A 13,361-nucleotide genomic window follows, 5' to 3' on the forward strand; every position below is an offset into this window, starting at 1 on the left:
AACAACAAAGTCAGATAAATAAAAATAAATCGATCAGAGTTTCTACATTATAACTGCTCAAGTCTTGGTTCTTGATTCTAAAAGCAAAGCGGTCTTAAATCTATTGTTAAACTTTAAAAACCATAGTTTCTACTTTCTTACGACCAAAGTCTTGGTTCTTGATTCTAACAGCGAAGCGGTCTTAATTCTATTTATTGACCTAATGAATTAGTGCGTAACAACAAAGTCAGATAAATAAAAATAAATCGATCAGAGTTTCTACATTATAACTGCTCAAGTCTTGATTCTTGATTCTAACAGCGAAGCGGTCTTAATTCTATTTATAGACTTAATGAATTAGTGCGCAACAACAAAGTCAGATAAATAAAAATAAATCGATCAGAGTTTCTACATTATAACTGCTCAAGTCTTGGTTCTTGATTCTAAAAGCAAAGCGGTCTTAAATCTATTGTTAAACTTTAAAAACCATAGTTTCTACTTTCTTACGACCAAAGTCTTGGTTTTTGATTCTAACAGCGAAGCGGTCTTAATTCTATTAAGCCATACTTTCTTACGTCAAAAGTCTTGGTTCTAGATTCTAAAAGCGAAGCGGTCTTAATTCTATTGTCAAACTTTAAAAACCATAGTTGTCAATCTACACTAGCTACTCAGTGTTTTAAAAACAAAATGGCCAACACTTTATTAAAGTGTTGGCCATTTGGTATTGTTGTCTTATAAAAACTTACAAACGGAAAACGACTTGTAAGACGTATTGAAAATGATTATTGGCGTATAGATGGTCCTTTGGGTTGGTAGCAAATTTTGCAGTAGATTGAAGTCGTACTGCAATGTTTTCATTAAACCAATATTGTGCTCCAGCAGAAAGGTTTGAGGATGTATTTATTTCATCCATGTAAAATATTCCTAAACCACCACTTAGATATAAATCAAAGTATTCCACGTCAAAAAGGTAGTCTGCAAAATACCATTTGAGATTGGTGTTTGTAGAAAAATAAGTTAGTTTTTCACTTAACGTTCCAGTATCCAAAGTTGTTCCAGTCTTAAAACCATTGAGTGTAATATCTTGCTCTAAAGCAAATTGCTCAGACCATTGATGTTCAATGGCAACCGCTAGTGGGAATTGGAAGGCAAAGTCTCCTAGTTTTTTAAAAGGATTTCGGGTTCCTAAACTACCAACGGCGTTAACACCTACGCTAACTTTCCAATCGCTCTGAAATCTGTGAAATCTTTGAGCGTTAACAGTGTGTCCTATAGCGAATATAAACAGACATATAAAAAACTTTTTCATAAAAAAACTTTGTTCAAAAATAGGGCTTTACTTCTGAAATACAAAGTCTTCCGATAAAGTTTTTCAAAGATTAATTTTTCTTTCTTAGTATTTTGTTCTTTAAGATATGTGTTCTGTAGCTTTTATTAAGAACAATTAATGAGATTCGCTCTTGAATATTCTGAATGGTGTTCAATAATGAATAAATCAAATGCCCTAATTTTGGATTATGAAGCCTAAAAACAAAATAATATTTTAGACATGTTGAATAAAAACAGGGTTTGTGGGGTGCAAATTCTTTAAAGAAAACCCTTGACACATTGAGAAATGATTGTTCATGTTCCTCAACATGAAAATCTATTTGCCAGAGATTGTTGGCTGTATTTTTTAATGTAAGGGAGTCATAAGTGGTCTTAAAACTCAGATGTCCCATACGATGGGCTTTATCGTTAATTTGTAGCGCTAAGATGGCAATCTTAATGGAATCTACTATTGATAGAATAGCAATACCATTGATAATTCGCTAATTTATAAGCACTTCCTTATTAATAATGAGATGTTTGTATTTATAAATTAAGACGTCACAGTGAAGTTCAATGGCTCCATACTTTTGTTTTGAAATTTACCTAGCCTGGTGTCGAAAGTTCTTTTGTTCATAATTAAAGTCGACCGTTTCATTATAACCACATTTAGTGAAAATGTCAAAGGCTTTTTGCAGTTGGTTCGGTGCTACTAAGATGTCTATATCTCCGATCATCCGTTCAGGTGTTCTGAGGGATTAATTAGGTGCAGGATATAAAAACAATAGCGCATTTTAGAGAATAACGTTAAATAAATCAACTGATTAGACTTTATTTTTTTTATTAGCATTTGCATTTTAGATGTTGGATGTCGTTAACTGAAGGTCTTATTTAATAAATATTTTCTTGACCTTTTCTAAGGAACCTGCTCTAAATTTAACAAGGTACATGCCGCTCTTTATAGTAGATATATTTATTTGATTGTTCTTAGAATTATTATCGAGCTGAACGCTTAACATTAAACGCCCTTGTAAATCATAAATTGAAACAATTGAATTTGGCTCAATCAATCCTTTAACATGCAAAATATGGGAGCCATTGGTCGCAAAAATTTCTGGTAAGTTCTTGCCATTGCTACCAAATGTTAAGGTTGAATTTGTCAAATGTAAAAAGAATCGCCCTGTTTTAGAGGTCTTAGAATTTGTAAAGAACGTATAATTGTTTGAGTTTAACAATGTGAAGTTATTGGTCAGTCTATCTTCTAAGTACACTTCAGTTTCTTCTGGTATAATGGCGTCTGCAATACTTAATGTAATCTTTTGATCGGCAGATGCATTGACTCCTAAAGGAATGATGGTTGTACTTAAAAGGTTGGTATATGGAAGCGATTGGATGGCTAGGTCAAGTCCAGAATTGTTTTCTACCAAGTGTGAATAAATTGCGAAATCTGGGGTTTGGCTTCCATAAACTCCCGCATCATACCCTGGATCTAATCCTCGTGTGGATAGGTCGTTAAAATAGAATTCTGTGCTGTAGTTTAGAATTCCGCTGCTGAGATTGAGCTTCAAAAACCCTACATTTTTAGCTATAGTATCTGTGTTAACCTTGAAATTGTCCGTTTTGCCTGTTGTGCGCATAGAAGGCGTAAATGATATCGTCCCTCCTCCTGTTTTGGAAGCCATCATAAAACCTTGACCAGGTTTTATTTTTGTATTTGGATGGAGCGTAAGATAGGCTAAGTTTTGTACGATCCATCCATTTGAAATTTTCGGATCATACACATAAATACCAGCTGACGTTGGCGCTAATTGAGGATTATTGGCGTTTAGAAATTCTGATAATTTGATATATGAAGGGTATGGGTTTCCTATCAAGTTCCATTCGGCATAAGCGGGTCCTGAATTTAGAATGTTTTTCTTAATTTCGTTAGTGTTAACCATGCCTGTAAATGTAAAACTGCCATTGTTCGTAGAGGTTGCTTTATATCCATTAGCGGCTTTAAATACCTCCTTTTCGGTATTGGTATATTGGCTAAATGTGCCGGTGATTTTATTAAAAGGTCCAAATAAAAACAAAGAGTTCATGGAATTGCTCAAAATATTTGGATTTGCTGCACGGAACGCTTTAAACGATTCTCCAGTTAAAGGTGCTGAAATGAGGACCTCGTTACGTGTTACGCCCATAACATTTTTGGTTTGTACTTCACGCTGATATTTGGCGGTTCCTGTAACCTCACCTTTGACAATCAAGCTCGAATAATCGTCTGAATCAGATTTTAAAGTTAGGTTATTTGATGTTTCTAAATCTCCGTTGACTGTAATAGAACCTGTTTTTTGGATAATAATACCTGCTTCCGCACTGACCTTTAAGTTTCTCACTTTTACATTGCTCGCCTCAGTATAAATTCCGTTTAAAATTAAAGTGTTTTTGTTGCCGGTTTGAGCGTTAGGAGCGTGCGGAGTCCATTTGCCATTACTGTAAAGTAAACCGTCGTAAGTGAGATTCCCTGCCAGACGGATGCCTGTATTGTCTAGTCCAAGCACTTTCCCTAAACCACCTTCTATATCCAAATTTCCAAGTGGGCCAAGCATACCAATATTTGCAGAATAGCCATACAGTCTAAAGGTTATGGTTCCGCCTGGTTCAGAGTAGAGTGTTGTTTTAATGATAGGTGATTGACCTGAGTTGCTTACTTTTTCATTGGAATAAATGTCCGATTTAAAATTATCCAAGCTTGTTCTTATTTTGATTTTTGCAGGCCCGTTTCCAGTAAAGAAGTGAGACATTCCGTCAGGGTCTCTATCATAGTTAATTTGTAATTCAGTAATATTTATGATATAGCCAGCTGCCGCCGTAACGGACCATTGGATATAATGATTGGTATCCAACTTTGCACTAGTAGTCCAGTTGCCACTATTAAAGGTTGGTCCACTGCCAACCGTTAATCCTGGCCCTCTTGATAGTGGTTCACTGGTCATATTAGGAATAGTTACCGCCGCAGGTGTTTTGGTACCTGAGAAAGCTGCAATATCTTGACCAATAATTGGTAAGGATATGAGTAAAGCAAATATTATTGTAATGCTACTTTTCATTAGGACTTTTATAACGAATTAATCAATTTCATATAAGTGTAATGGTTAACGATAAGATAAGTTTTTTAGTTTAATTCATTAATACTGAAAAATAGGACTCCATTATATTTTTACAAAAATACGTTATGCTACCAAATAAAAAAACGCAATCATTTTCAATTTAATCAAATGATTGGATTTGTAATGGAAATGGTGGTTTTTATTAACAGTTTCGCTTTTTTGTGTTTCTGTTACGCACTTCTTAATTCTACAGGGAAGGTAATTGTTAGAATGATTCTCTGAACTTAAAAAATTCCTTACCAAAACTGCTCGTGATTTAAGTGTTCAGTAAAACATTTGTTTGATAAAGCCATTTATGGTTAGACTCATATGGGCTTCATTAAATGATGTTAAAGTGACCGAGTTCTATGCTGCCGTATTGGCATTAATCTTCTTTGCAGTGGATTTTAAGTCTACTGGAGGCATCTTGATTATTGTGCAAGTATATTTAGGGTAGTCAGCAATTTCGGGAGTATTATTTTTAAAGCTTAAAATATCTAAATAATTCAAAAGTAATTTCCACATTTTATAATCAATGTGTGTCTTTTTACATTTAGAAAAAGTGCAGGTTGGAAACTCATAGACTTTAAATCAATATGTTATTATTAGGAATGCTAATTTTCGATAACATTAGGATCCCTATTTTTACAGACAGTTTCCTATCTTTGGAAATCAACATAATCTAAAAAAAAACAACCTCCATGGCCTGGTACGTGCTCATTACAAAACCTAAATACGAACTTAAAGTTGCAGAAAGACTTATTGCATATGGTTTTGAAGTGTGTTGTCCAACCCGAGTAGAAGTCAGACAATGGAGCGACCGTAAAAAGAAAGTCACCGTTCCCTTATTGCCATCTATGATTCTAGTTAACATTACAGAAAAAGACCGTTCGCTGGTTTTTACCGTTCCCGGCGTGCTGCGATATCTTTTTTGGTTGGGGAAGCCCGCCATTGTTCCCTCAGAAGAAGTGGAGTTGCTCATTGAAATTAAAACTAAAAAACAACAGGTTTTATCTACCGAAAAAATAGACGTCGGACAGGAAATTAATTTAGATAAGTTTGGCTTATCCGCAAAAAAAGGAACGGTAAAATATGTTTCAGGGAATCAATGTTGGGTGGTGCTGCATAATTTGGGTTATGTCGTTAAGCTAAAAATTGGATAATCCTTCCATTCATTCTATAAATAATCATATTTTTGAATCTTTTTGTTGTCAAGAGATTAAAACCAATTCTTAGTATCATTCGTTATAAATCAAATAGTTGTATTTATAATGTGACTGTTGCCGGCGAAGCCGTAACATTGCCTAAACATTATTATAATATTAGAATGAAAAAAATTGCACTTATTACAGGAATCACAGGCCAGGACGGTGCCTATTTGGCGGAGTTTTTATTACAGAAAAATTACGAGGTTCATGGTGTTAAAAGGCGCTCGTCGTTATTTAATACGGATCGAATAGATCATTTATACCAAGATCCACATGAAAAGGATCGTAATTTCTTCCTTCATTATGGCGATCTAACGGATAGCACCAATCTTATTAGGCTGATCAAGGATATTCAACCTGATGAAATTTACAATTTAGCGGCTATGAGCCATGTGGGGGTTTCCTTTGAGATTCCTGAGTATACCGGTAACACGGATGGTCTAGGCACCTTACGAATTTTGGAAGCCGTCCGATTATTAGGGATGGAGAAAAGAACGCGAATTTATCAGGCCTCTACTTCTGAGCTTTATGGAAAAGTGCAGGAGGTGCCACAGTCGGAAACCACACCTTTTTATCCTCGTTCTCCTTACGCTGTGGCTAAAATGTATGCGTATTGGATTACAGTGAATTACAGGGAAGCCTATAATATGTATGCTTGTAATGGTATTTTATTTAATCATGAATCGCCAATTAGAGGCGAAACGTTTGTTACCAGAAAAATCACCAGAGCGGTCTCTAGGATTGCACTAGGGTTGCAGGATAAAGTTTATTTAGGGAATTTGGATGCCAAAAGAGATTGGGGACACGCCAAGGATTATGTTCGAATGATGTGGATGATTCTTCAGGCAGACGAGCCTGAAGATTGGGTAATTGCTACCGGAAAAACAACAGCAGTTCGGGATTTTGTAAGAATGGCCTTTGCTGAGGTTGGAATAGATGTGGAGTTTAAAGGAATTGGCGTTGAAGAAAAAGCATTTGTGACGGCCTGTCATAATAAAGAATTCCAATTACCCATAGGAACGGAAGTAGTGAATGTAGATCCTAAATATTTCAGACCTACAGAAGTCGATCTTTTGATAGGTGATGCTTCTAAAGCAAAAAATAAATTGGGTTGGGTGCCTCAGCTCGATTTGCAGGATCTTGTAAAAGATATGATGACCAGTGATGTCAAACTCATGCAAAAAGAACACTATTTAAAAGAAGGAGGCCATAAAACTCTTAATTATTTTGAATAGAAATGGATAAAACAACAAAAATATATATTGCCGGCCACAGGGGGATGGTGGGATCTGCCGTTTGGAGGGCACTTGATCAATTAGGGTATAGTAATCTAATTGGTAAAACTAGTAAGGAACTCGATCTGCGTAACCAAGCTCAGGTGAACGAATTTTTTGATCGTGAGCGTCCAGAAGTTGTGATTGATGCCGCTGCAAAAGTTGGTGGGATATTGGCTAACAGTGAATTCCCTTATCCATTTTTAATGGAGAATTTGCAAATCCAGAATAATTTGATTGACGAAGCGCATCGCCATGATGTGAAAAAATTCATCTTTTTGGGGAGTTCCTGTATCTATCCAAAGTTCGCTCCACAACCTTTAAAAGAAGAGTATTTGTTGACGGATAGTTTAGAGCCTACAAATGAGTGGTATGCCATTGCAAAAATTGCGGGAGTAAAAGCTTGTGAGGCCATTAGAAAACAGTACAATAAAGATTTTGTCAGTTTAATGCCCACCAACCTTTACGGACCAAATGATAATTTTGATTTGAAGTCTTCTCATGTGTTGCCTGCAATGCTCAGAAAATTTCATGAGGCAAAAATAAATAATGCGTCCGTCGAACTATGGGGAAGTGGGACACCAATGCGAGAGTTTTTACATGTTGATGATATGGCCAGAGCGGTTGTTTTTGCTGTTGAAAACGTGCTTCCTGAACATTTATATAATGTAGGCACGGGAATCGATGTGACCATAAAAGAGTTGGCTCAAACCATTCAGAACATTGTAGGATATCAAGGGGCTATACTTTGGGATAGCTCTAAGCCTGACGGAACCCCGCGGAAGTTAATGGATATAACCAAGCTGAACCAACAAGGATGGATTGCCAAAATAGATTTGAACACCGGTATAAAAATGACTTATGACTGGTTTCTTGAGAATCAGAAGGCTATAAAAACAAACATATTATAATAAAAAAGTGCGTTTGAACGCGTGTTTTTATCGAAATTAACACTCATTAATCTAGGAGAATGAAAATAAAAAATATTTGTTGTATCGGCGCTGGTTACGTAGGTGGGCCTACCATGGCAGTGATCGCCCAAAAAAATCCAGATATTAAAGTCACTGTGGTGGACATTAATGTTGCGCGTATAGCGGCTTGGAACCACGATGATCTGGAAAAACTTCCGATTTACGAACCAGGTTTGGATACCGTTATTGCAGAAGCGCGAAACCGAAATTTGTTTTTTAGTACGGAGGTTGATGCGGCTATTGAAGCTGCGGAAATGATTTTTATTTCAGTCAATACGCCGACCAAAACTTATGGTAAAGGAAAGGGCATGGCGGCCGATTTAAAATACATTGAGTTGTGCGCACGGCAAATTGCACGCGTAGCCAAAACAGACAAAATTGTCGTAGAGAAATCCACTTTACCGGTAAAAACGGCTCAAGCCATCAAAAGCATTTTGCATAATACGGGTAATGGCGTCCAATTTCAAATTTTATCCAATCCTGAATTCTTAGCTGAAGGTACTGCTATTCAAGATCTGATGGTGCCGGATCGTGTGCTGATTGGTGGGGAGCAAACCGAAGAAGGACTTGAAGCGATTCAGGCTTTAGCGGATATTTATGCCACTTGGGTACCGGCTGAAAATATTTTGACCACAAATTTATGGTCTTCGGAATTGTCGAAATTAACCGCCAATGCTTTTTTAGCACAACGGGTCTCTTCAATTAATGCCATGTCCGAACTTTGTGAAGTTACTGGCGCCGATGTGAATGAAGTCGCCATTGCTGTTGGAAAGGACAGTAGGATCGGTCCTAAGTTTTTAAAGGCATCGGTCGGGTTTGGAGGTTCTTGCTTTCAAAAAGATATTTTAAATTTGGTTTATATCGCAAAATCTTATGGATTAAATGAGGTGGCCGATTATTGGGAGCAAGTCATCATTATGAACGACTATCAAAAACGACGTTTTGCTGCCAAAATCATTCAAACACTTTACAATACGATTTCGGGCAAGAAAATAGCCTTTCTAGGTTGGGCTTTTAAGAAAGATACGAATGATACTCGCGAATCTGCCGCTATCTATGTCTCAGATCAACTCATGGAAGAGCAAGCCGATATCGCGGTGTATGATCCAAAAGTGACGGAACATCAAATGCAGAGTGACCTTAATTATCTCAACACACGATCTGAAGCCGATAACAAGAAGTATTTAACTACATTTTTGGACCCATATGACGCTTGTAAGGATGCGCATGCCATCGCTGTTTTGACGGAGTGGGATGAATTTAAAGCCTACGATTGGCAAAAGATTTATCACAACATGAAAAAACCAGCCTTTGTATTTGACGGACGTGGTATATTAAATAAAAAGGAATTAGAAGCTATAGGATTTCAAGTCTATGTCATCGGTAAATAATCTTATCCCAAAAACGATTTTGGTTACTGGAGCCGCTGGTTTTATCGGTTTTCATGTGTCTAGAACCTTGTTGGATCTAGGGCATAAGGTCATTGGTTTAGATAATATCAACGATTATTATGATGTCAATCTAAAATTCGCACGTTTGACGGAATTGGGAATCGCTAAAAACGAAGCTTCTCAAGCCTTGCATTATGCAACAAGTTCTTCTTATGGCGATCGTATGATTTTCGTCAAAATGAATTTGGAAGATCGAAATGCTTTACCAAAGCTTTTTGAAAATTATAAGATTGACAGCGTTTGCAATTTGGCGGCTCAAGCGGGCGTCCGCTATTCTTTGGAAAACCCAGAAGCTTATGCCGATAGTAATTTGACAGGGTTTTTAAATATTTTGGAATGTTGTCGCAATTATAAAGTTGCTAAGTTGGTGTATGCCAGCAGTTCCAGTGTGTATGGCAACAGTGATGCCATTCCCTTTGAGGAATCCGCCAATGTCGACAACCCTGTTAGTCTTTATGCCGCCACAAAAAAGGCCAATGAACTGATGGCGCATGCCTACAGCCATTTGTACGGTTTTGAAACCATCGGACTTCGATTTTTTACCGTCTATGGCCCTTGGGGACGACCCGATATGGCTATGTTTTTATTTACGGAAGCCATCATCAACAATCAACCGGTTAAGGTGTTCAATAATGGCGATCTGTCTCGCGATTTTACTTATATCGACGATATCGTTGAAGGAGTGGTAGCTACCTTATTGAAGCCCACTGAGAATACGTCATTATACAAACTTTATAATATAGGGAACAGTCAGCCGGTGCAACTTCTAGATTATATAGAAGCCATTGAAGTCGCTTTGGATAAAAAGGCCATCAAACAGATGCTGCCCATGCAGCCAGGTGATGTTAAGCAAACCTATGCAAACGTCAATCAGTTAAAAAAGGATTTTAATTACCAACCTAAAACTGAAGTGACTAAAGGAATTGCTGAATTTGTGGAGTGGTATAGGGCGTTTTATGTTAGATAAGCACGGAGATGGAAGCATGAAGCAAGAAGAAAGAAACGGCGGGAAATAGAAAATGGTATCAAGACCGCTTCGCTTTTAGAATCAATAACCAACCCGGACGGGCAGTGATTTGTTTCGAAAAATGTTGAAAAGATCAATTCAAAATCAAAACACTAGTTTAAACGTCTTTGCGAGGAGTGAGGCACGAGCGACGAAGCAATCTCATGAATAAAAGAACGGTTAAAATTTTAACTAAGAAACTTTTAAATCAGTCAGAATAAGAGTTCAAAATGCTTGCTTCCGTTGCGACCTTTGCGAAAAAAACATAGCGCTCTTTGCGTTAAAGTTAACCGTCAGGAGCGCAAAGTTTACCGCAAGGGACGCTAATCAATTTTATAAGCAAGAGTCTGCAGTATCATTGAGATCACAATAAAGCTTTCGCATTGGTTGACAAATCAAGCTATCTTAAAAATTTTTAGATTCGTGCAATGGAATTATCATTTGACGGATTTGGAATAGAATAACTTTATTTATTAGTGCCAATTAGTGAAATTCGTGTCTAAAAAAATGAATTAGTTTTTCTTAAACACAAAAAACAAGAAAAAAATGAAAAATTTCGCCCTAATCGGTGCCGCAGGCTACATCGCCCCGCGTCACATGAAAGCCATTAAAGATACCGGCAATACCTTGGTCGCCGCTCTGGATCCTTATGACGGCATTGGGATTATGGACAGTTATTTTCCACAGGCCAGTTTTTTTACGGAGTTTGAACGTTTTGATCGCTTTGTGGACAAATGGCGTCGGGATAGTGGTAATAAAATTGATTATGTTTCTATCTGTTCGCCGAATTATTTACATGATTCCCATATCCGGTTTGCTTTGCGAAGTGGGGCCGATGCCATCTCCGAAAAGCCTTTGGTGCTCAACCCTTGGAATGTGCATCAGTTGAAAGTTATTGAAAACGAAACTGGAAAAAAAATCTATAACATTTTGCAGCTCCGATTGCACCCAACCTTGATGGCCTTAAAAGAGAAGATCACAAAGGAATTGGAGGAAGAGCCCAACAAAATTTATGATATCGATTTGACCTATTTGACTTCCAGAGGACGCTGGTATTTCGTGTCCTGGAAAGGCGATGAAGCGAAATCTGGCGGAATCGCATCAAACATTGGTGTCCATTTTTATGACATGCTCTGTTGGATATTTGGCGAGGTCGAAGAGAATGTTGTCCATCTTAAAACCGCTGATACCAATGCCGGTTTTTTAAAATTGAAGCATGCCAACGTTCGCTGGTTTTTATCGGTCAACTATGATTATATTCCTGATGCTGTTAAAAACTCTGGACTTACCACATATCGTTCCATAACCATAAATGGAGAGGAGATTGAGTTTAGTGGGGGTTTTACCGATCTGCACACTAAAAGTTACGAAGAGATCTTAAAAGGCAAGGGTTTTGGTTTGGATGAGGCTTATGGATCTATAAAGACAGTATCTGCCATCCGAAACCTTGACCCTATTGGATTGAAAGGGGAGTATCATCCGTTTTGTAGGTTATTAGCTCGATGACGGATGACGGATGACCGAAGTATGAGAAGTCATGAGTTGTGAGTTATCAGTACTTAAGCATGGTTATGGAAATGGACAATTCGCAAATCATAAATCCTCAATCGTTAATCAAAAATCAGTGCAAATCAGCCGTGTCAGTGTCATCCGCGTTCCATTATAGGCAGTCAACAGTCAACAGTCAACAATCACATATCGTAAATCTAAAATCGTATTTCGTAAATTTTCCTAATCCCTCTACCCTCTAATAACTACCCACTAACACTAACACCCTTCTAGCCATGAGCAATTACTTCGTCCACCAATCCAGTTATATTGACGACAGCGTCACAATCGGTAAAAACACCAAGATCTGGCATTTCAGTCATATACTGTCAAATACCGAAATTGGCGATAATTGTTCCTTCGGACAAAACTGCGTCGTCGGTCCTAATGTGACCATTGGCAATAATGTAAAGGTGCAGAATAACATCTCCATTTATGAAGGTGTAGAAGTAGAAGATGATGTTTTTATTGGGCCATCAGTCGTCTTTACCAATGTCATTAATCCTAGAAGTTTTATTGTCAGAAAGCAGGAATATAAAAAGACACTCTTAAAAAAAGGCGTTTCTATTGGGGCGAATGCGACGATTATATGTGGCAATACCCTTGGGGAATATGCGCTTATTGGAGCTGGCACGGTTGTGACAAATGATGTTCCCGATTATGCCTTGGTTGTTGGTAATCCGTCCCGTCAAATAGGTTGGGTCAGTAAAGCAGGGCATCGATTGGTGTTTGATGAAGCGAATTTGGCAACATGCCTGGAAACTGGTGAGAGATATCGGTTGGTGGATGATGAGGTTAAGGCATTGTGAAAGTGCAAAGTGTTTAGAGGGTAGTTTTTAGAGAATAGATTATAGACTAGAAGGATTGAAGATTAACGACTGAAGATTTTTGATTTTTGAAGTTTGGACTAGGATGGATGGCCGATGATGAGCATAAAACAGATGATAGATCATTTCAGAGAATTCAGTCAAACGAACGATGAATGAAGTTGAGGACTTGAAATAAAAGCAAGAACAAATCAGTGAAAATCCTCAGAATCAGCATCATCAGCGTTCTATAATAGATCTAACAAAGATTGATGACAACAATCATGGAAAGTGGAAGAAAATAAAATAACATTTAATTTTGATAATGTATTAATTAATGAAAACAGCCAACACTAATCAGGCAAGTTCACCATCATCAATCGAAAATCTTTCTAATCCCTCAAATCTCAAACCTCATGCCATAATTCCGCCACAACCGCTGTCTTAAAAGCCAGAAAACACATATTAAAGACAAGATTATCCAACCTATCCCAAATCAAAAATCATCAATCGTTAATCATCAATCGTTAATCAACAACCTGCCCATACCGAAAAGGTACGTTCGGGCGGGTCGACAATCTTTCTAATCCCTAATCCCTAATCCCAAATGCCTAATCCCTCAAGCCTCAAATCTCAAGCCTCATGCCATAATTCCGCCACAACCGCTGTCTTAAAAGCC

General features: G+C 37.5%; 10 protein-coding genes. 8 read left to right on the forward strand and 2 right to left on the reverse strand.

Annotated features, from left to right (window positions below; genetic code table 11):
* Window positions 1-721: 721 nt before the first annotated feature.
* Together ACOH2D_RS17650 and ACOH2D_RS17655 are read right to left on the reverse strand one after the other, a co-directional pair.
* Window positions 722-1,288, reverse strand: coding sequence for a hypothetical protein (locus tag ACOH2D_RS17650; protein WP_348038969.1), 567 nt, complete (start codon window positions 1,286-1,288; stop codon window positions 722-724).
* Window positions 1,289-2,174: 886 nt separating this feature from the next.
* The gene (locus ACOH2D_RS17655; RefSeq protein WP_449536087.1) at window positions 2,175-4,379 is read right to left on the reverse strand and encodes a DUF8693 domain-containing protein; all 2,205 of its coding nucleotides are present in this window, start codon (window positions 4,377-4,379) and stop codon (window positions 2,175-2,177) included.
* Between the two features lie 355 nt (window positions 4,380-4,734).
* Here ACOH2D_RS17655 and ACOH2D_RS17660 point away from each other — a divergent pair, with 355 nt between their 5' ends.
* From ACOH2D_RS17660 to ACOH2D_RS17695, 8 genes are all read left to right on the forward strand, one after another.
* Entirely contained in the window at window positions 4,735-4,875 is a 141-nt protein-coding gene (locus ACOH2D_RS17660; protein WP_348038965.1) for a hypothetical protein, read from the forward strand.
* Between the two features lie 244 nt (window positions 4,876-5,119).
* Window positions 5,120-5,581 carry a UpxY family transcription antiterminator gene (locus ACOH2D_RS17665; RefSeq protein WP_449536088.1) on the forward strand — a complete coding sequence of 154 codons (462 nt, stop codon included), beginning with the start codon at window positions 5,120-5,122 and terminating at the stop codon, window positions 5,579-5,581.
* Between the two features lie 164 nt (window positions 5,582-5,745).
* Entirely contained in the window at window positions 5,746-6,861 is a 1,116-nt protein-coding gene (gene gmd, locus ACOH2D_RS17670; RefSeq protein WP_348035347.1) for a GDP-mannose 4,6-dehydratase, read from the forward strand.
* 2 nt (window positions 6,862-6,863) lie between these two features.
* A complete protein-coding gene (locus ACOH2D_RS17675; RefSeq protein ID WP_449536089.1) occupies window positions 6,864-7,811 on the forward strand; it encodes a GDP-L-fucose synthase family protein in 948 nt (315 codons plus the stop codon).
* Window positions 7,812-7,870: 59 nt separating this feature from the next.
* Window positions 7,871-9,262 carry a UDP-glucose 6-dehydrogenase gene (locus ACOH2D_RS17680; protein ID WP_348035349.1) on the forward strand — a complete coding sequence of 464 codons (1,392 nt, stop codon included), beginning with the start codon at window positions 7,871-7,873 and terminating at the stop codon, window positions 9,260-9,262.
* The gene (locus ACOH2D_RS17685) at window positions 9,246-10,289 is read left to right on the forward strand and encodes an NAD-dependent epimerase/dehydratase family protein (protein ID WP_449536090.1); all 1,044 of its coding nucleotides are present in this window, start codon (window positions 9,246-9,248) and stop codon (window positions 10,287-10,289) included. The genes ACOH2D_RS17680 and ACOH2D_RS17685 overlap by 17 nt, the downstream gene beginning before the upstream one ends.
* Before the next feature lie 585 nt (window positions 10,290-10,874).
* Window positions 10,875-11,834 carry a Gfo/Idh/MocA family oxidoreductase gene (locus tag ACOH2D_RS17690; RefSeq protein ID WP_449536091.1) on the forward strand — a complete coding sequence of 320 codons (960 nt, stop codon included), beginning with the start codon at window positions 10,875-10,877 and terminating at the stop codon, window positions 11,832-11,834.
* 278 nt (window positions 11,835-12,112) lie between these two features.
* On the forward strand, window positions 12,113-12,685 hold the full coding sequence (locus tag ACOH2D_RS17695) for an acyltransferase (RefSeq protein ID WP_449536092.1): 573 nt from the start codon (window positions 12,113-12,115) through the stop codon (window positions 12,683-12,685).
* The last annotated feature ends 676 nt before the right edge of the window (window positions 12,686-13,361 follow it).

The sequence above is a fragment of the Gelidibacter sp. genome (genome assembly GCF_053579655.1).

Excerpts from the sequence above, each read along its gene's own strand:
- ACOH2D_RS17665 (WP_449536088.1), top strand. The coding sequence starts at position 5,120 with ATGGCCTGGTACGTGCTCATTACAAAACCTAAATACGAACTTAAAGTT.
- ACOH2D_RS17660 (WP_348038965.1), top strand. The coding sequence starts at position 4,735 with ATGGTTAGACTCATATGGGCTTCATTAAATGATGTTAAAGTGACCGAG.
- ACOH2D_RS17650 (WP_348038969.1), bottom strand. The coding sequence starts at position 1,288 with ATGAAAAAGTTTTTTATATGTCTGTTTATATTCGCTATAGGACACACT.
- ACOH2D_RS17675 (WP_449536089.1), top strand. The coding sequence starts at position 6,864 with ATGGATAAAACAACAAAAATATATATTGCCGGCCACAGGGGGATGGTG.
- ACOH2D_RS17685 (WP_449536090.1), top strand. The coding sequence starts at position 9,246 with ATGTCATCGGTAAATAATCTTATCCCAAAAACGATTTTGGTTACTGGA.
- gmd (WP_348035347.1), top strand. The coding sequence starts at position 5,746 with ATGAAAAAAATTGCACTTATTACAGGAATCACAGGCCAGGACGGTGCC.
- ACOH2D_RS17690 (WP_449536091.1), top strand. The coding sequence starts at position 10,875 with ATGAAAAATTTCGCCCTAATCGGTGCCGCAGGCTACATCGCCCCGCGT.
- ACOH2D_RS17695 (WP_449536092.1), top strand. The coding sequence starts at position 12,113 with ATGAGCAATTACTTCGTCCACCAATCCAGTTATATTGACGACAGCGTC.
- ACOH2D_RS17680 (WP_348035349.1), top strand. The coding sequence starts at position 7,871 with ATGAAAATAAAAAATATTTGTTGTATCGGCGCTGGTTACGTAGGTGGG.
- ACOH2D_RS17655 (WP_449536087.1), bottom strand. The coding sequence starts at position 4,379 with ATGAAAAGTAGCATTACAATAATATTTGCTTTACTCATATCCTTACCA.